At 70.6% G+C, this 18,605-nt stretch carries 16 protein-coding genes; 6 read left to right on the plus strand and 10 right to left on the minus strand.

The features are described 5' to 3' along the window. The first annotated feature begins 69 nt into the window (after nucleotides 1–69). From ACFYNL_RS35665 to ACFYNL_RS35680, 4 genes are all read left to right on the plus strand, one after another. Complete coding sequence (locus ACFYNL_RS35665) at nucleotides 70–651, plus strand: RICIN domain-containing protein (RefSeq protein WP_388811231.1); 582 nt, start codon at nucleotides 70–72, stop codon at nucleotides 649–651. A 498-nt stretch (nucleotides 652–1,149) separates the two neighbouring features. Further along, nucleotides 1,150–1,554, plus strand: coding sequence for a hypothetical protein (locus ACFYNL_RS35670; RefSeq protein ID WP_388811233.1), 405 nt, complete (start codon nucleotides 1,150–1,152; stop codon nucleotides 1,552–1,554). Nucleotides 1,555–1,561: 7 nt separating this feature from the next. Next, entirely contained in the window at nucleotides 1,562–2,791 is a 1,230-nt protein-coding gene (locus ACFYNL_RS35675; protein WP_388811236.1) for a hypothetical protein, read from the plus strand. Beyond that, on the plus strand, nucleotides 2,788–4,137 hold the full coding sequence (locus tag ACFYNL_RS35680; protein WP_388811239.1) for a hypothetical protein: 1,350 nt from the start codon (nucleotides 2,788–2,790) through the stop codon (nucleotides 4,135–4,137). Before ACFYNL_RS35675 ends, ACFYNL_RS35680 begins: the two co-directional genes overlap by 4 nt. 176 nt (nucleotides 4,138–4,313) lie before the next feature. Here the strand turns inward: ACFYNL_RS35680 and ACFYNL_RS35685 are convergent, their stop codons facing one another. Beyond that, nucleotides 4,314–4,676 (minus strand): STAS domain-containing protein, encoded by a 363-nt coding sequence (locus tag ACFYNL_RS35685; protein ID WP_388811242.1) that lies wholly within the window; start codon nucleotides 4,674–4,676, stop codon nucleotides 4,314–4,316. A gap of 185 nt (nucleotides 4,677–4,861) precedes the next feature. Between ACFYNL_RS35685 and ACFYNL_RS35690 the strand changes: the two genes are divergently transcribed. Then, complete coding sequence (locus ACFYNL_RS35690) at nucleotides 4,862–5,314, plus strand: ATP-binding protein (RefSeq protein ID WP_388811702.1); 453 nt, start codon at nucleotides 4,862–4,864, stop codon at nucleotides 5,312–5,314. A 226-nt stretch (nucleotides 5,315–5,540) separates the two neighbouring features. On the opposite strand, the gene ACFYNL_RS35695 is transcribed toward ACFYNL_RS35690, so the two are convergent. From ACFYNL_RS35695 to ACFYNL_RS35725, 7 genes are all read right to left on the minus strand, one after another. Next, a complete protein-coding gene (locus tag ACFYNL_RS35695) occupies nucleotides 5,541–5,696 on the minus strand; it encodes a DUF6131 family protein (RefSeq protein ID WP_388811245.1) in 156 nt (51 codons plus the stop codon). Between the two features lie 217 nt (nucleotides 5,697–5,913). Continuing rightward, nucleotides 5,914–6,768, minus strand: a complete 855-nt coding sequence (locus ACFYNL_RS35700) for an RNA polymerase sigma factor SigF (protein WP_388811248.1) — start codon at nucleotides 6,766–6,768, stop codon at nucleotides 5,914–5,916. A 253-nt stretch (nucleotides 6,769–7,021) separates the two neighbouring features. Then, complete coding sequence (locus ACFYNL_RS35705; RefSeq protein ID WP_388811251.1) at nucleotides 7,022–7,951, minus strand: anti-sigma factor RsbA family regulatory protein; 930 nt, start codon at nucleotides 7,949–7,951, stop codon at nucleotides 7,022–7,024. Continuing rightward, nucleotides 7,948–8,436, minus strand: coding sequence for an STAS domain-containing protein (locus ACFYNL_RS35710; RefSeq protein WP_388811705.1), 489 nt, complete (start codon nucleotides 8,434–8,436; stop codon nucleotides 7,948–7,950). The genes ACFYNL_RS35705 and ACFYNL_RS35710 overlap by 4 nt, the downstream gene beginning before the upstream one ends. Before the next feature lie 300 nt (nucleotides 8,437–8,736). Then, nucleotides 8,737–9,579 (minus strand): alpha/beta fold hydrolase, encoded by an 843-nt coding sequence (locus ACFYNL_RS35715; RefSeq protein WP_388811254.1) that lies wholly within the window; start codon nucleotides 9,577–9,579, stop codon nucleotides 8,737–8,739. Between the two features lie 5 nt (nucleotides 9,580–9,584). Then, nucleotides 9,585–10,202 (minus strand): dihydrofolate reductase family protein, encoded by a 618-nt coding sequence (locus ACFYNL_RS35720; RefSeq protein ID WP_388811256.1) that lies wholly within the window; start codon nucleotides 10,200–10,202, stop codon nucleotides 9,585–9,587. Between the two features lie 108 nt (nucleotides 10,203–10,310). After that, complete coding sequence (locus tag ACFYNL_RS35725) at nucleotides 10,311–11,783, minus strand: MFS transporter (protein ID WP_388811259.1); 1,473 nt, start codon at nucleotides 11,781–11,783, stop codon at nucleotides 10,311–10,313. 119 nt (nucleotides 11,784–11,902) lie between these two features. Between ACFYNL_RS35725 and ACFYNL_RS35730 the strand changes: the two genes are divergently transcribed. Beyond that, nucleotides 11,903–12,490 (plus strand): helix-turn-helix domain-containing protein, encoded by a 588-nt coding sequence (locus tag ACFYNL_RS35730; RefSeq protein WP_388811262.1) that lies wholly within the window; start codon nucleotides 11,903–11,905, stop codon nucleotides 12,488–12,490. A gap of 123 nt (nucleotides 12,491–12,613) precedes the next feature. Here the strand turns inward: ACFYNL_RS35730 and ACFYNL_RS35735 are convergent, their stop codons facing one another. Together ACFYNL_RS35735 and ACFYNL_RS35740 are read right to left on the minus strand one after the other, a co-directional pair. Beyond that, nucleotides 12,614–17,539, minus strand: a complete 4,926-nt coding sequence (locus ACFYNL_RS35735; RefSeq protein ID WP_388811265.1) for a hypothetical protein — start codon at nucleotides 17,537–17,539, stop codon at nucleotides 12,614–12,616. A gap of 188 nt (nucleotides 17,540–17,727) precedes the next feature. Further along, a complete protein-coding gene (locus tag ACFYNL_RS35740; RefSeq protein WP_388811268.1) occupies nucleotides 17,728–18,405 on the minus strand; it encodes a hypothetical protein in 678 nt (225 codons plus the stop codon). Between the last annotated feature and the right edge of the window lie 200 nt (nucleotides 18,406–18,605).

Below are 18,605 nucleotides of genomic sequence, written 5' to 3' on the forward strand. Positions count from 1 at the left end.
GTTGCACGGGAACCGCAAGTCTTCTGGCAGACGGCGGCCTCGCCGTCCCGATCCCAGAAGGAGTGACACATGAGGCGACAAGGTGTCCGCTGCTCAACACCCGAAGGCGGAAAGCACCGCAAGAACCGGGAAGCGACCAGGCTCACCGGCCTGGCGGCAGCCGGTGCTGTCGCGACCACCGCGATCCTGGTCACCGGTGCGCCGCCGGCATCGGCCGGGATCCTCCCCGGCTACCACCAGATCATGAACCATCAGAGTAAAGAGTGCCTGGACGTGACAGGTGCGGCGACCTACAACGGCGCGGAGGTCAAGATCTGGCGGTGCGTCAACGCCGACAATCAACGCTGGTCCCCCGAGCCGGTTTCGAACGGCCAGTCCAAGCTGCGAGTTGCTCACACCGGCAAATGCCTGTCCGTGCAATGGTCGGGCAGCGACGGCTACGGGTCCAACGTGGTGCAGGACGACTGTAACGACCCACGCACCTCATTATGGCGCTTCGGCGACGAAGGCAACGGCTGGAGCAGCATCGTCACCCAGAGGCCGGACACGCACGGCGGCCCGCTGGCCATGTGCCTGGACAAGTCAGGAGGAGACGTGACGGTGTGGGGTTGTCACTCCCCTTGGTGGCAGGAGTGGCAGTCCCTGGGATGAGCTCCGTTTCGGCACTCTCCCTCGCGCGGCGGAGCGAAGGGACCTGACTCTCTTGCCTCAGGGGCACCGAGGCGCACGGCGTCGGTTCCTGGCCATGGCTGACACGAGGCATGCCGGCCTATGAGCAGGAATCAGACCACAGTTCCGTCCGCGGGCCCCTGGCAGTAGCGGCGCGGCACTCACCCTGTTGTGCTGCTACCGCCGCCGGGGCCAAATCCCCAGCTCCATGGGCCTGGTTGTCACCCCCCGTCGGCGCCGTCGGCGTCACGGCCATGCGACTCGCTCGACGACGCACGGCAGGCCTCCCCTGTAGCCCTGTAGGCCGCAAGTATCGATGATCACGACATGTATTGCATAGAAGCGATCGTCTTGTCTGTAATTCAGTATCTATATCGGTAAGTATTGCAAAAGCAGCCCATGGAGAGCCCGGTCTTCCTACCGTGAGCGTTCGGCGCGTCCTTCCACGCGCCCGGCTGTCGTGGGGAAGGAAGTCTGCTCATGGACCCTGTCACTCTGGTCACCACCGCACTCGTGGCGGGCGGGGTCGCGGGCATATCCGGTGCGGCGTCCAGCGCGGTCCAGGGTTCCTACCAGGCGCTGTGCGGCGCGGTGCGCCGGAAGCTCTCGGGCGGCGAAGACGGCCCGGAGGGGCAACAGGAGCGTGCGGAGGTGCTGGACGCCTACCTCACCAACCCGGTCGGCCACCATGAAGGGCTGGTGCGTGCGCTGGTCGCGGCGCATGCCGACCGCGACCCGGAGCTGGCCGACGCCGCGCGGGCGGTCCTCGTACTGACCCATCCCGGCGTACAGGCCGACCAGCGGACCCTCCACGTCGATGCCCGCCACGCTCAGGGATTCATTGCGGGCGACCATGCCCGGCAGACCAACCACTTCTCCGGGTGACGGCCGCATGAGCCGCCGGACCGTCGGCGACCAGGACCTCCAGCCGGATCCGGACGGGCAGCGGCCCCTCGACCTGCGCGGCGCTCAAGGCGTGATCGTCGGTACCGGCCGCATACGCCAGCGCAACACTTTCATCAAGTACCTCGTGCAACTGCCGCGCGGCGTCCAGGTGCTCCTGGCCGTACTCCTCTGCCTGGCCGTCATCGCCGGCGGGTGGTCGATCTACTCGCGGTGGGTCGTTCCGGAGATCGCCCCCACCTACCGCACGCAGTTCCTCGTGGACGCGGCGAAGGGCGCGGACCCCCGCGGAGCGTCTGACGTCGCCGCCGCTGTGCGGACGACGGTGGGCAACTCCGGGGACCATGACGCGCTCGCCTTGCGCGCCTTCGGCGGTGCGTGCGGGCAGAGCGACAACACTCGGCGCCTGGCCGACTTCGCGACCGACAACCGGCAGGAACTCGTCCGTGCCACCGACGGCATCCGCGCGGCCGGGGAGCCCACCCTGGTGCGCGGCATCGTGGAGGCGGTGCAGGACTTCTCCCGGCCCTTCGACCTCGCTGCCACCCAGATGAACCGCGTCATCGTCATCACGCGTCACGGGGCGGACGCCTGTGACGACGACATCGCCTTCGTGGAGAAGGAGATCCGGGACCGGATCCGTGCGGCAGGGTTGCGCCTGGAGTTCCGCATGATCGGCTATCAGGTACCAGAAGCACAGCGTGACCGGCTGCGCCGGATCGCTGCGGGCACCGGAGCCCCGGATCCGGTGCTGGCCGACACACCGAGGGAGCTGGAGGCCGCGGTGGACTGGTACGCCAACGACGAACCGGTCCTTCTCGGTGCCCGGAAGGTCGTCGACGCGCTCAATCCCGCCGTCGAACAAGTCGACGCGGCCGTGCGGGCGATCGACGACGGCCGGTTCGACGCCGCCGATGAGCACCTGCGTACGGCTCGTGGGGCGGACGCCCGGGTCAGCGCGGTCTTCGAGGACCTGGCCGGCCGTACCAAGAACCCGACCGAACGCGACATTCACGAGCGCGCCGCACGACTTCGCGACCGGCAACGGCGTGTCATCGCGGCCGCCGGTGAACTGCTGGACGCCGAACGGTCCGCACCCGCGGGGAGTTCGGGCCCGAGGGCGGCCTACCGGAAGGCCGCTGACGCCTACAACACGGAGGTCGAAGCCTTGAACACGGCACTCGCCAAGCTGCGCGCCGAATCCCCGGTCGCCTCATGACGGGCCGGGGGCCTGCCCAGGACGCACAGGGCGCGGAGGGCGCGGAGGCCGGCAGGGTCGTGGAGACGGTCGCTGCCGGTGGTGCCGGGGCGCCCGTGGGGGCCGCGGCACCGCGAACCTCCCGGCGACGCAAGGTGATCACATCGCTGATCGCGGTGTTCGCGCTGCTCGTGGCGGCCGCCGTGTTCTTCGTGTACCGCTCCGTGCCGGACCACCGCACCGCGTTCCTCGTGGACGCGTCCGTCCCCGTGCCTGCCTCCGCGGCACGCCGGGGAGCGGACTTCGCCGCCGTGGCCGGCGCCGTAGGTTCGGCTGCCCAGAATTCGGGGGAGGGCGACGCTCTGTCGTTGCGCCGGTTCGGAGGCGACTGCGGCGCTCCCGGGAACACATCGCAGATCGTCGGGAGCGGTACCGGCCAGGGACGCGAGATCGCCGACTCCGTCCGTCGGCTGACGCCCGGCGGACAGGCGACGCTGGGCAGCGGAATCGCCGCGGTGATCCAGGACTTCGACGGTCTCTACCCGTTCCGGGGGGAGAAGAGCAACCGCATCCTCGTGGTCACGAGCAGCGGCAGGGATGCCTGCACGTCCGATCAGCGTGCCGTCCTCAGGGAGGCGCACGACAAGGCGAAGTCCGCCGGTCTTGAGCTGGAGTTCAGGTTCGTCGGCTACAAGGTGCCCGCCGGTGAGCGGGCCGACCTCAGCCGACTCGCGGCCGCCGTGGGCGCCCCCGCGCCACGCTTTGCGAGCACATCCGCCGCACTCGCCCCAGTACTACGGAAACTGATGCTGCCGAAGGAGTACGAAGCCCGCAAGGTGACGGTGCCCAGCACGCCCGGTGCACCGGAAACGTCCGCACGCCCGGAACACCCCTTCACGGTCGGGCTCTTCACCGGCTGGGCGGTGAACGTGACGGGCACACCGGTGCGCTGCGCCGCGGCGACCAACGCGACCACGGATCGGGAGTGCCGCTTCACGATGCGTGAAGGCGATCGCATCACTCTGCGGGCCGCCGTCAGCGGGCCCAACCCCAACCCGATGGGCGACCTGGCCGAGCAGAACAACCCGTACTACCGGGCACACAAGACGCCCTACTGGTACGGCTGCGACGAGGGCCCCCGGTCGCGTACCTGCACGATCACGATGACCAGGCAGCGGGTCGAGACCAGCAAGCGGTGGGCGGACGGCGCCTCCTCACCGACGGGCATGGCGGCGAGCCGACTCCTGGCCTGCGTGACCACCGAGGAGACCTCGGTGCTGACCCTCGCGCGCACCTGCGCCGCCCTGACCGGCTCCGAGGCGCCGCCGGAGCCTGAGATCACCTATGCCGACGGTTCGACGCAGTGAGCGGTGGCCGGGGGATGCGGCCCCGGGGCCCTGCCACCTTGCCTGGCGCGCTCAGCAGGTGCGCGCCATGCCCCCGCCGGGGCCGTCGGCGGTCGTTGCGGGCCGGGACGGTGTCACCCGGCGTCCCGGCGGGCAGCCACGGCTCGATCCGCTGGTGCACCCGGCGCGCGCTGAGTTCAGTCGGTCAGGGCCCGCTCGACGGTGGGATGGCAGGAGATGATCTCGTCGAGGCCGACAAGCTGCAGGACCCGCAACACCGGATCCGTGGCACCGGCGATTCGCAGCCACCCCTGCGCGTCACTCATTCTCTGATGGACGGCGATGAGGATGTTGATGCCGCTGGAGTCCAGAAAGGTCACGCCGCTGAGGTCGACCACGGTCCGGGCCGTGGTGTCCCCGTCGGGCAGCAGAGCCTCGCTGAGCTCGTCCTTGGCGGTGTGGTCGATCTCCCCGCGCAGGGTGAACACCCGGATGCCGTCGACGGTGGTGTGGTCGATCGACAGCCGGCCGGACCGGGCTGCTCCGTGGGCGTTGGTCACCGCTGTTCCTTCGACTGCGCTCGCTGATCGGTGCTCGGGCTCCGTGCAGGACGTACTTCGGCAGCCTGCCCCGATGCCACGGCGAACAGTCGTGAGACTTTCCGGCTGGATTCAGGAGCATGTGAGGCGTGGTGCGGGGTACGCGCAAGCGTGTGAACGGGGGAAACGGCGATGAATCAGGCGGAATCGGCCGTCGAGGGGAGGGCAGCGCGTTGCCCGGCACCGCTTCGGTCCAGGACACCGTCGTGCTGGACGGCGATGGATCCTGCATCGCTCAGGCACGGCACCGTGCGGTTGACTTCCTCACTCGTGCGGGGGCTGAGCACGGCCTGTTGATGTCCACACGCGCGATGGACCTGACCCAGCTGGTGGTCAGCGAACTGGTCACCAACGCGCGCAAGTACGCTCCCGGGCCGGTGCTGATGGAACTGCGCATCTCCGGCGGGATGCTGGAAGTGGTCGTATGGGACAGCGATCCCGTACTCCCGGTGGCCCGGGCTGCCGACCCGGGGAGAGTCGGCCAGCACGGCCTGGAGATCGTCATGGCCGTCGCACACGGCTTCGAGGTCCAGCGAGAGCCGGTCGGCAAACGGATCACAGTCCGTATCGCCCTGCCCGACGATCCCTTGGAGGCATGACAGGACGCCGCTGTCACCAGCGGCAGCCGACGCCCCCCAACCTCATGGCTCCCGGCGCGCTCGTGGGGAGTGGCAACCGGGGGAGGGCGGGTGTCACTCGTGGGGCGTGGCCGGGTCGGGAAATCGGGACGTGTTGCTCCGTCACACCGTCGGCATGCGGTGACCATGCGGAACGACGGTGCGCTCCGGCCCGTGGGCCCAGGTCACCCCGGCCCGTGGGCCCAGGTCACCAGTAGTGTCGGCGGCCTGCGACCGCATGCCCCATGGAGCCCATGATCCACAGGACCGCGCCGACGACCGCGAGGATGAGGCCGATCGTCCACAGGATCGATATGCCGGTGACGAATCCGACGACAAGCAGGACGATGCCGATGAGAAGCATGACCGCCTCCTGTGCGGAGTAGTACCGCTTTCACTGTGGACCGCAACGCCCGGTTTGGGAAGGGCTGCGCTCCGTGGTGCCGCCCCTGGCACGGACGCTCACCGGGCGGAAGGCGGCGGAGCTTCGGCTGCGGCCCCCTCTGTCGACCGCTGTCGGCCCTCGACGGATGGGACGGCGGCGGCGCCGGGCGAGTTCCGGCGCCTGCCGGCCCAACGGCTCAGTCAGTGGTGAGCATGCCCTTGCGCAACCGGGCCAAGGTGCGCGAGAGCAGACGGGAGACGTGCATCTGGGAGATGCCCAGGAGTTCGCCGATCTCGGCCTGGGTGCGTTCCTCCACGAACCGCATATGGATGATCCGCCGGTCACGCTCATCCAGTTCCGCGATCATGGGGGCCAGCGCGTGGAAGTCCTCCACCAGGCCCATCGCCGCGTCATCGGCCCCGATGAAATCCGCCAGCACCATCTCCCCGTCCGCGTCGCCGCCGATGGTGGCGTCCAAGGAGGCCGAGTTGTAGCCGTTGGCGGCCACCCGAGCCTCCAGGACCTCCTCCTCCGAGAGGTTCATCAGCTGGGACAGCTCGGCGACGGTGGGGGTGCGGCCCAGCCGTGAGCTGAGTTCCTCCGTGGCGCGGGCGAGTTCGACCCGGGCCTCCTGCAGGCGGCGGGGGACGTGCACGGCCCAGGAGGTGTCGCGGAAGAACCGCTTGATCTCCCCGACGATGTAAGGGATGGCGAACGAGGTGAACTCCACCTCGCGGGAGAGCTCGAACCGGTCGATCGCCTTGATCAGGCCGATCATGCCCACCTGGACGATGTCCTCCAGCTCGTCCGCGCTCCGGTTGCGGAACCTTCCGGCGGCGTAGCGCACGAGGGACATGTTCATCTCGATGAGCGTGTTGCGCGCGTACTGGTACTCCTGCGTGCCCTCTTCCAGCACCGCCAGCTGCTGAAGGAACAGCTTCGACAGTTCCCGTGCGTCCCTGGGCGCGATCTTCGCCGGCTCGGCGACCTCCGGCAACGACGCAGCCGTGCTCTGGACGGACCCCGTCTTCGACACCGTCACCACCGTCACGTCCGTTCCCTCCCCATATGTCCGCCTGACCTGCTCTGTCGCCACGTGAAGCGACGAAGCGCGCTTACCCGGACTCCCACCGACCATGCCTGCGCATTTCAATCTTGCGTCCACGTGAGGCCGCGACGGCTTGGGCTTCGGCGTCGGCTTCGGCTCCGGTGTCCGCTCGACCTGCGCAGGCGACTCCGGTCGAGGTGGCCGCCGCACGGGACGGCCACCGGCCACGGGCGCTTCACAGGGCCGGGCAGAAGCTTCATGGAGCCAGGTAGAAACGGACGACCGTGCCGTGGTCCGTCGTCTGCACCCGCACGAGGTCGGCCACATAGTTGACCAGCAGCAAGCCCCGGCCGCCGATCTGCCCGGGTTCCGGCGGCCTGCGGCCCGCGAGGGGGTCGGTCAAGCGCCCGCTGTCGCGGACCTCGCACACGACCTGTCCTGCCTCGCCCCAGACCCGCAGGGTCCCGTGTCCGCCACCGTGGCGGACGCTGTTGGTCGTCAGCTCCGCGACCGCCAGCTCCGCGTCCTGCAGCCGCTGCCCGGCGAGACCCAGCCGTGCGGCCTGCTCGACGGCGAAGTGGCGGACGGCGGAAAGCTCGCCCGAGCAGTAGGAGAAGGCGGCTGCGTCCGCGGCCGGCACGAGTTCCTCGTTGTAGCGGGCTACGACTGCCTGCCAGTCGTAGCCCTCACTGGCGGCCTCTACGCCCCCTTCGATGACCGTCGGATGAGTGAGACGCGCGTCGGCCACCACGTCCGCGTCCAGCCGGGACTCGTCGTACGGACACAGGATCGTCACCGCCCGCCCCACGAAGGCCGCGTTGATCAACGCCTCGTGCTGCGCACACGCCGGGTACTCCACTCGGCTGCGCCCGGCCCAGATCGGCTCTCCGATGATCCGCACACGCCCCTGCGGATGGGCGTCGGCGAACCCTCTGAGCACGCGGGGGATGATGCGCCCCGGATTGCGGCCCTCCTCGGTCATGTCCAGGAACAAGACGTCCTGGGCGTCCGCACCCAGTGCGGCTTGCAGAATCTTCAGATTGGGTCCGGGCACTGCCACCGCCACCGGCTCACCCGCGACCAGGCCCTCGCGCACGAAGGACACCGTCTGCTCGGCGTACTCCAGTTCGGTGCGGTAGAACAGCGCGGGGTGGGAGAACACATCGTCGACGGTCCCTGTACTCATCGCGGCGCCACCTCGATCCCCGGCAGACTCGGCCAGAACAAATCCAGCACCCGGAGCAGATGGGGAGGCGGCTCCTCGACCACGATCCGTCCGTCCGACAGATTCATGGCCGTGACCGCGAACGCGGACACCCCCGCGACGTCGACGAAGGCGACCTCTGACAACTCCATGTAGGACACGTCAGTGTGCCGCCGGGCCAGCTCGGTCAACGCCTCCTCCCAGGACGGGAGTGTGAGCGCGCTGATCTCGCCACTGACACGAATTCCGGGACGGCCCCGCAACGGTCTCACCTCCAGTACGGCGCCGCCCGGTACCGGAGCGGGCCCCCCACCCTCGTGCGCCACACTCACGCGCGGTCCCATCGATAGTCCCCGACCGTCTGTTCCCCGCACGCGGGGCCGGGCGGCCTCTTCCCAGCCAGGGAGCTTAACCCGGCCCGTCGGTGTCGTTGCCGTGGACCTTCTTGCCCGAGCAGGTCGAAGCATGCTTGAAGGCTCACGTCCGATCTCCACGGCTCGACGCGCACCTACCAAGTGAAGAGGGCGACTTGTGCCGGCGGGTGGAGGGCGAACCGGGCACCTGGCAGGTCGGCGAGGCCGTCGAGGAGTGGCTGCACGGGAGGCTGCTGCCGTCCGAGGGCTCCGTCATCGAGACGCTGCGGGATCGCCGCTGGGCGCCGCCCGAGGGCGCCGCCGCAGTCGTGCCGATCGAAGACGCGCGGCCGGATCGGGCCTCGGACGTCCACAGCCGCCTGGAGGCCGGACCCGGGCGACACGCGCCGTCCTCTACCCGAGTGCGAGCATCGCCTCGGTGACCTCACCGACCTCCGTATCGGGGATCGCAGTGGCGGCCTCCCGCAGGACGAGCAGGCGTGCCCCGGGGATCTCGCGTGCGATCGCCTCGCCGTTGCCGACGGGGAAGAACCGGTTGCGGCGGCCGTGGACGACGAGTGCGGGGACCTCGATCTCGGGCAGGCGCTCGCGCCAGCGGGGTGTGCAGTCGAGCGCGGCGAACACCATGCCCAACTGGTTGGCCATCTGGACCGGGGGAGCGGTGCCGGGCGTGCGGTCCCAGATACGCGCGGCGGTCGCGTGCGCGGCGACCGGGTCGTCGCCGAGGATGTCCGCGCCGGCGGCGACGAACCGGGCAACCTCCTCGCGGTCGGTCCAGTCGGGCATCGGGCGCGCGAACAGTCGGCTCATCGTCGCCTTGTCATGGTCGGGAAGGTCATCGTCGGGCGGGCCCGGGGCAACCGGCCGGGTGCCCACCAGGGTGAGCGCCGAGAACGCGCCCGGATGGTCGAGCGCGGCCACCTGGGCGACCATCCCGCCGACGCCGATCCCCGCGAGGTGCGCAGGCCCTCCGCCGAGCACGTCGACGAGGGCCGCCGCGTCGGCGGCGAGGTCGCGCAGCGTGTAGGCGGGCGCCTGGGGATACGTGGTCGTCGATTCCCCGCTGTCGCGCAGGTCGTAGCGCACCACACGGCGCCCGCCGGCGGCGAGGCGCTCGCACAGCGCGTCGGGCCAGGAGAGCATCGTCGTCCCGCCCGCGAGCAGGACGAGCGGCGCGTCGCCGTCACCGAACGACTCGATGCCCAAGGCGATTCCATGGGCGTTGACGGTGGTCATCGGGGTCACCGGACGACGTCGTAGGTCAGGTGCGTCGCGGTCGATGTCGGGACCACCTCGCGCTGCACCAGCGTGCGTGGCGTTTCACCGGTGAACAGCGGTGTCCCGGTCCCCAGCACGACGGGCGCGAGGTGCAACGTCAGCGCGTCGACGAGCCCGGCCTCCAGCGCCGAGCCGATCGTGGCGCCGCCGCCCATGAGGATGACGTCGAGGTCCTCGCCGCTGTCGGACGACGCCGCCTCGGCCCGCTCGCGTGCGGCGGTGACGGCGTCGGGCAGACCGGTGGTGACGAACGTCCAGTCGAGGCCGGCCGTCCGCACCGACTCCGGCGGCGAACTCGTGACGACGAAGAACGCGGGCTTGCCGACCTCGCCGGCGCCGTAGCCGGTCGTGTCGTCCCAGCCTTGCGGCCCGTCGACGATGTCGAAGAGGCGGCGGCCGAGGACGACAGCGCCGGAGCGGGCGGTCCCCTCACGCAGGACCCGGCGGTCGTCGGGGTCGTCGGAGAACGCCCACGTGTGCAGGGCCTCGCCGCCGGTGCCCAGACCGTTGTCCGGGCCGGGGTCGGGCCCGGTGACGAAGCCGTCGAGAGAGACCGAGATGTCAGCGATGATGCGAGTCATACCAAGGCAGACCCGATCGGCCGCCCGAACTCATCGCTCACAGCCAGACGTAGCGCGGGTGCGGAATCGCGCGCACGAGGACCGAGGGGGCCGACCTGGGACGCTCGGTCACCGCCCGGGGTCCTCCCTGCCTGTCGTGGTCGTGGTCGTGGTGGCGGTCGCGGCCTTGGCCTCGGCCGTGGTCCGCGGGGCGCTCGGGGTACGTGCCGCGGCGAATGCCACGGCGAACAGGAACAGTCCGCACGCCGTCACGATCAGCCATCCCGCCCGGGAGGCCTGTGCGAGCCCCGCCGGCGCGACCCCCGTGACCAGAGCTCCGGCGACGGCGATGCCGACTGCCGAACCGAGTTGTCGTGCGGTGGAAGTGATCGCCCCGGCCACTGCCGCTCTCGACGGCGGGAGTCCACCGACGGCGGTGTTGGTGAGGGGGGCGTTCGCGAACCCGAAGCCGATGCCGATGAGCAGGTAGGCGAATCCGAGCAGCACCACGCCGGTGTCCTGGTTCAGGCCCACCAGGCTCAAGCCCCCGGCGGCGATGAAGGCGCCGGCGAGGAGCAGCGGGCGGCGCGGCCCCATACGTCCTACCAGGACACCGGACCAAGGCGCGCACAAAGTGGCCCCGACGGCCATGGGGAGGGTCGCCGCGCCCGCTGCGAGCGCAGTCCAGCCACGGCCGTGCTGGAGGTAGAGCGTGGTGAGCAGCAGGCTGACGTTGAGCGCGACGAACACCGCTGCCGCGCCCAGCACCGCTGTGGCGAACGCCGGCCGGCGAAAGAGCCGGAGGTCCATCAGGGGTTCGGACCGGCGGAGTTCGACCCGGGCGAAGGCGGCGACGGTGACGGCGATCAGGGCACAGCCGGTGAGCACCGCCGTTGAGGCCCAGCCGAGGCGGGGGCCTTCGATGAGGACGCCGACGGTGAGGAGCAGGGCCGCCGTGAGCAGTGCCTGCCCGCGCAGGTCCAGCTGCCGGGCGCGCGCTCCGCGTGACTCGGGTACGAAGACGGCGACCAGGACGAGCGCGGTGACCACCACCGGAACATTGATCCAGAACACCGACCGCCAGCCGAACGCGGCGATGAGCGCTCCGCCGGTGACAGGGCCCGCGGCCATGCTGAGTCCGAACACGGACGCCCAGATACCGATCGCCCGGGCCCGCTCCCGTGGGTCGGGCATCGCGTTCACCACGATCGCCAGCGCCACGGGACTGAGCATCGAGGCCCCGATCCCCTGGACGGCCCGCGCCGCGACGAGAGCACCGAGCGAGGGCGCCAGCGAGCAGGCCAGTGAAGCCAGGCCGAAGACGACCAGTCCGCACTGGAAGACCCGCCGCCGTCCGAACCGGTCCGCGAGCGCGCCGGACACGATCAGGAGGCTCGCCAGGACCACGGTGTAGGCGTCCACGACCCATTCGAGCCCCCGGGTGCTGACGCCGAGGCCGTGCCCGATCTCGGGCAGGCCCACGTTGACGATGGTGGTGTCCACTCCCACGAGGAACAGGCTCAGCGCACAGACGGCGAGCACCGTCCAGCGCCGACGCGCGCCGAGCGAGGGTGGTGGGGCGGACAGGGTCGTAGTGGCCACGGAGGCTCCCCTTCCATCGAGCCGGGATCTTTCGCGAGCTCAGGCTCGGGGTCGGCAAGCGCGGCGGCCTACACTTTTTGCGAAGGCTGCAAAACGGCACGGGGCGCGGACGGGCGGTCATGGACGCTGAACTGGCGGAGATACTCGACGGCATCGGGCCACGGCTGCGGACGCTGCGGCGTGACCGCGGGCTCACCCTGGAGGCGGTCGCGGACGACACCGGCATCTCGGTGAGCACCCTGTCGCGTCTGGAATCGGGCCGACGGCGCCCGACACTGGACCTGCTCATCCCGCTCGCCCGCGCCCACCGTGTCGCTCTGGACCAGCTCGTGGCCGCTCCCAGCACCGGGGACCCACGCGTCCATCTGCAACCCCGCAGCCGCGGACGCGGCAGCGTTCTCGTACCGCTGACGCAGTACCCGGGCCGCGTACAGGTCTTCAAGCAGGTCCTCGCCCACCGCGAACCGAAGCTCGTCACTCACTCCGGCTACGAATGGCTGTACGTGCTCGCCGGTGAACTCCGCCTCGTCCTCGGCTCACGTGAGGTCGTCCTGCGGCCGGGCGAGGTGGCCGAGTTCGACACCACCGAGCCGCACTGGTTCGGTCCCGCCGGAACGGACGCCGTGGAGATACTGCACCTGTTCGGCCCGCACGGTGACCAAGCCGTCATCCGCACCGCCCCGTCGGCCCACGGGGCGAACACCTGAGCCTGTCCGGCCGCCGTCTGCCCGCCTTGCTCCGCACCGCTCAGGCGCGGTCGACGACCGCAGGGGCCTGCGGGACGTGGTCGAGCCCGACGGTGCCCACGACGTCGGCGCGGTGCGCCATGATCACCGTTCCTCCTGGTCACCCTGGCCGAAGGGTGCCATGGGCAGGAGACCGTCGCCCTTTCTGGCGATGAAGGGCAGTTCCCCCTCGTCCGGGAGGGCCGCTGGGGCACCGGTGCCGGGGAACAGGTGCCGGATCACGCGCATGGCCAGCTCCGACACGTGGGGTGGATTGCTGCCGATCGTCAGGGCCAGCATCGTCTGGGTCGCCGCGTCGCGGTCACCTGCTCGGAGCCTGACCAGCCCCGCGTGCAGGGCCAGCAGAGGGGTGAAGTCCGGTGCCAGGGACCGGCTGGCCTTCCAGGCGGCCTCGGCGCCGGCGCATGCCTGGTCATGCAGGCCGATGCGGCTGCGAGCCTGCGCGAGATTCGCGGTGATCACCATCCGGCCGACCTCGTCGCTCGGCGGACACCGGTCGAACGCCTCGCCGAGCAGGGTCGCGGCCGCGGGCATGTCCTGCCGAGCCATCGCACGCACCCACCCGGTGGTGTCACCGTACTCGACGAGGTCGATCACGCTTCGTCCCTCAGGCCAGTGGTGAAGGTAGCCGAGCCGGAACGCGCGCCAGGCCGAGGGCGACAACGACGGGAGCAAGGGCGCCAGGTCCGTCGCGCATTGGGCTGGTGTCGGCGGCCTGCACAGAAAGCGCGCGGCGTGCTCGATGATGACGGCCTTGCCACGCTCCGGAACCCAGCCGAAGCTCTCCCAGCGCGCGTCGCCGTGCAGGACGCCGTTGCGATGACCGGTCGCCAGCAGCTCGGCCACCGCGTAGGCGAGCACGCCGTGTCCGTCGCCCCGGCGCAGTCGTTCCATGACGCTCGCGGCCGGTTCCTCACCGTTCTCCGGCGCCCACAGGTGCGCCCACTGTCGAAAGTCGGCGCGCACCGGCCTTGACCGCCGCATCAGTGTGTCGGGGACGACCACGCCGCTGTCCGACAGCAGGGTGCGGACGGTGGCGACACCGGCGAGCAGGCATGGGAAGACCGCGACACCGATCAGCGGGGAGAACGCGCCGCCCGGCAGGACGCCGAGGCCGGCGGCCAAGCCGTCGACGACGCTCAGCGGTACGGCCGCGCAGTCCCCCACGGACTCCACGAGGCTTTCGAGGTCCAGGGGACCCGACGCCCCGCCCTCTTCCTCTTCGCGCAGGACAGCAGGGCGCTTCTGTACGAGCACCACCCCTCCGGTCCGGCAGATCCGCCCGACCGTGGACAGATAGCGATCGGCATCGCTGTCGTCGACCACGGTCGCCGCGACGGCCGCGGACCCGAAGGCCAGGTCGGTCGCGTACGTGGCAGCCGCCGGGAGGTCGTCCGGCGGCCAGCAGCGAGACTCGTCGTCAGCGGGCGCTCGGCCCGCTCCCGCCGCCCCCGGGCCGCTCACCGCCTCGCCCTCCGTCGTCGTCTCGGACGGCGTCGGCATGCCGGTCAGGGCGATCAGTCCCTGGCACAGCAGGAGGGCCTGCTCCATGCGGTCCGGGCGGTCCGACCGCTTGTTCACCTCCTCCAGGACCGAGGAGACCACGTGCCGGGCTCCCGGATGGTCCGGACGGTCGGGCGTCAGCAGGCCGAAGATGGTCAGACACACACCGACCGCCTCATCGAGGTCGGACTCGGCGCCCCGTGAGCGGTACCTCGCCAGCAGCGCGCGTACCAGGTGCAGGACACAGCTCAGGCGCTGTCCGCGGTGTGCCGTCACCTCGGGCTCTGTCCTGTTCCGAAGCTGATCGCCCTCGACCGACTCCGCGAGTGCGACGGCCTCGCGCAGGAGAGGCACGGCCTCGTCAAAGGCGCGGGTGTCGCCGGCGGACGCGCCGCTTGCTTCCGAGCCGACGAGGAGCGCGTTGCCCAGGACGGACAGTCCGATCAGCCTGAGGACGGGGCTGTGCCCGGTGGCGACCACGTCACGGGCGCACCGGATGGCCTCGTCCAGATCCGCATCCTCCTGGGACTCCCCGAACCGGGACAGGTGCACCCTGCTGGCGTGAGCCGAACAGAGAGGGCGGAACGGGTCGTTCTCGCTGATGTGTCCGGCCAGCCGCCCGAGATCGGCGGCCGCCCGGGCCAGGCCGACGCGATCCCGCGTGCGCAGCGCCCGCTCCGCGATCCCCAGGACGACCGGAGCGGCGGCTGCATCCGCGGAACCAGTCTCAGGACGGGACTCCCTCGGCCGGGCGGCGAGTTCGGCGCTCACCAGACTCGGAGCGACCTCTTCCAGGCCCACTCCCCACACATGCTCGAACAGTTCCAGTGCCGCAATCGTCTCCTTCGCGGCCTGCTCCTCGGGCAGTTCCCGGCCCCGGTGCCAGCGCAGCCAAGCGACCGCGTGCAGCGCCGCCACGGCATCCACGGGGTCCCCACCGGCCACGCGCGCGAGTTCCATGATCGTCTGGGCCTCTTCGGTCGCCCGCGCACTGAGAACCGGCCCCGGATCGTGCCGTGTGACGTAGACGCTCACTCGTCGGTTGACTGCCTCGGTGAGGGCATGCAGCTGCTCTCCGTCTGCGGGACGTGGCCCAGATGCCGAGGAGGCGGGGACCGGCTCCGCCTGGCCTGGGCCGAGAGGGTCGGGAAGGATGCGCGGTGGCTCGGGGCGTTGGGCATGAGAAGCAGGGACCGGGACGACCGGTTCCTGCTCGGACCATGCGGGAGATGGCCGATCGAGCTCCTCGCGGATGCCCGCGAGCCGTTCGGCCAGTTCCGGGTGCTCGGCCCACAGCCTCGTGAGGTCACCGCGCGTGGCGAGGAGTTGGCTCCACAGCACCGCGCGGCCCTGCTCCAGCTGCTCCACGGCCCGCCGGATTCGGCGGGCGTCGGTACTGGCCGCGGTCGCCTCGCGGACCAACCGGGGCCAGTGGCTCAGCAGACGTTCTCGGGAGGACCGCCCGAGCCCGTGCCAGGCGAGCAGCGGAAGCAGTTCCACCATGTCGTAGTCGTCCGCCGCCGCGCCTGGTCGCCCGTTGATGAGGGCGATGAGATCGCCGGCGGATCGGGCGGCGCTGAGCCGGGCGTACACGTCGGCCGTCGCATCGCGTGCGACGTCCCGGAGAAGTTCGACAGCGGAGAACGCGTCCGCGACGGTCGCGTTCCGCGCGAACCGGTCGGTGAGCGCATGGGCCGCTGCCATGGACTCGTAGGCGCGGTCGGGCCGTTCGGAGACTGGCGCCCGCAGCGCTGCCAGGGCGGCGTCGACGGCCTGGTCGAGATCATCGGCGCGGTCTTCCGCATGGAACCTGGAGCGCAGCAGAAGACTCAACTTGACGAGCATGGAGGGCCGGGCAGGGTTCTCGGGTGCGATGGTGTCCACCGCTGTCCGGACCGCGTCGATCGCCTCGGTGAGGTCTTCGGGACGGCCACTGAGATCGGCGCGGTGATACAGCGTCGAGGCGAGGTTGGACAGCACACCGGCGTGGTCGGGACCGCCGACCGGGCTGATGCGCAGGCACTCCAGCAGAGTCCGGTGAGCCCGCTCAAGGTCCTCGGGATCCTCGGTCACCGTGTAGCGGACCTGCAGCGCCGAACCCAGCGTGTTGAGGATGGGCCGCCGGTCGATGTGTGTGCTCGGCACGGTGCCGGCCGCTGACTGCAGCGCGTGGATCGCATCGTCGATGTCCTGCAGTTCCTGCAGGCGGATGAACCGCTGGTACAGAGCGCCTCCCAGCTGGCCGAGGCGGGAGTACCACCCCCGGTCCGCCGGTGACGCCGAATCAGCCGCCGCCCGAAGCAGCGTGATGCCTTCGTCGAGGTCCTGGGCCGAGGTCCGCTGCACGGACCGGTTGACGTAGGCGTTGCCCAGGTCGGCGAGGGCTGCGGGGCGATCGGGATGGTCGGCGGGCATGGCATCGATCGCGCCCCTGAGCAGTTCGATCGCCTGCTGGAGGTCGTCCTGTTTGCCGAAACGTTCGTAGCGGGTACGCAGGACGACTCCGAGATTGGTCTGCACCGCTGGCCTGCCCCCGTCGTCCGCCGGCAGTCCGTCCAGGGCCTGGCGCCCCAGGACGGCACTGCGGTCCAGATCAGCCGGGTTCCCGGTCGTCTCACAGCGCCGCAGCAGCGCGGTGGACAGCAACGAACGGGCCTTCGCCCTGTGCGGGCCGTCCGCCAGCAGGTCGATGGCCTCCTCGAAGAGGCTGATGGCCTGCTGCAGGTCGTCGAGGCGCCCGGTCCGCTCGAAGTGGTGCAGGAGGGTGGTGCCGTGGCTCGTCAGGACCGTCGTCCGGACGGCCACGTCGTCGACGCATGCGGCGAGAGCTTCTCGACCTGCGTCGATCGAGCGCCTCAGGTCGTCGAGGGATCGTGTGTGGTCCGCACGTGTCTTCAGGGCGACCGCGAGGTTCTGCAGCAGCGCCGCCCGATGTGGGTGGTCGGAAGCGGCGACCTCGACGGCGGCATGGCAGAGGCGGACCGAGTCGTCGAGATCGGTCCGTACACGCAGTTCCTCGAACAACTCCCCGGCGCGGTTGCCGCACCAGGACAGGAAGGCGGCGCGGTCCGTTCCGTCGGCCGACGTGGGCCGGCTGTCCGCCGCAATCCGCGGAGCCGGCTGTCCGAGGATCGCGCTCGCAGCCAGTGGCCCCCATGCGTCCGGGTCGGAACTGGCAATCACACTCGTGGCCATGAAAGGGCGCAGTTGCTCCGGCACGCTCCCGGGGTCGCGAGCATAGATCAGGGCGAACAGACCGGTGCTGGCATACAGATCGCCGATACGCCTCTCCGGATCGACGGAGTACCGGCACCGGAGGAGCTCGGCGAACACGACCACCACCCGAACAGGCGGTCCCCCGGGCCAGGCGGCCTGCGCGATCGCGATCAGACGTTCCCAATCCCGTGAAGCCTGCTCGTCGAGCACCCCCGCAGGGTCGGCGCCCCGCGCCCAGCGGTCCACCCGGGCCCGCAGCGCCGACAGCAACCGTTCCGCCTCGTCCCGCATACGCCGAGCCCCCCTCGTTCGACCGGGGCACACGCACGCTGAGCCCACCCCCGGTCAGCTCGCGAGTCCGTCAAGCGTGATTCCCCGCCCCGGAACCGAAAGACAGGTCGATTCCGGGTGTCACCGGACATAAAGTAGCGGAGCGCTCACGCTGGCGCAGGCATCCGTTACAAAGTGCTCGCACGCCGTCAGGCCGCCACGGGCGGCCGCACTTCGTCCAGCGACGACGCTCCGGGTGCGCAGGAGTCGACGGCCCGCAGGCCGTCGGAACGGGTCAGATCGATCGTCACCTCGCCGCTTGCGGTCTTGAGGGTCAAACGCCCCGCGGTCATCCGGACCACCTCACCGCAGCGGGCGCCGGCGGGAGTGGTGACCTCGATGACGGGACCCTTCTTGGCAGGGCCGTACCAGGTCACTCCCACGGCCGTGACGAGCAGCGCGGTGCAGGAGAGCGACAACACCACACCCCAGAACAGCGCGCCCGCGGCGCGGAGGGCCTCGGTGTGGTCGGCGCCGATCGCAGATCCCCCGCTGTGGGCCCGGTACTCCTCGACCGTGGTCGCCGCGGGACGGCCGTGGGCGGCGCGCAGGAGCAGCACGGCCGCTGCCGTTCCGGCCAGCAGAGCCACCAGGAGCAGCAGACCGACCACCGCGTCGTACGGCGAGGCCAACTGCCCCACGTCCGTACGGCCTTTGAGCAGCCCGAAACCGATCAGGCCCGCAAGCAGGGCGCCGACACCGTTGCGCCAGGCGAGCGCAGCCGCCCGCACCCGCGGCAGCGAGTCCTTGACCAACTGGTAGTCCTGTCGCGCGGCCACTTGGTCGGCGGGGCCGGCCGGAGGGCCCGGCGTCACGCGGAGGGTCACGGTCCCACTTCCAGAACGACGTTCCAGTACGCGCCGCAGCCTTCCTGCCCCTCGGAACGACCGGGATGGAACACGGAGCATGTGCAGATCATGCGCACGACGGCGCGCTCAGCCGCTGCCGCCGGCTCGGGCCTCCGGCGCCGAAAGGACCGGACGACACTGCTGACGTACGGGTAGTCCATCGGATCGCCGCACCGTGG

The sequence above is a fragment of the Streptomyces sp. NPDC007808 genome, from assembly GCF_042868655.1.
Taxonomy (GTDB): Bacteria; Actinomycetota; Actinomycetes; order Streptomycetales; family Streptomycetaceae; genus Streptomyces.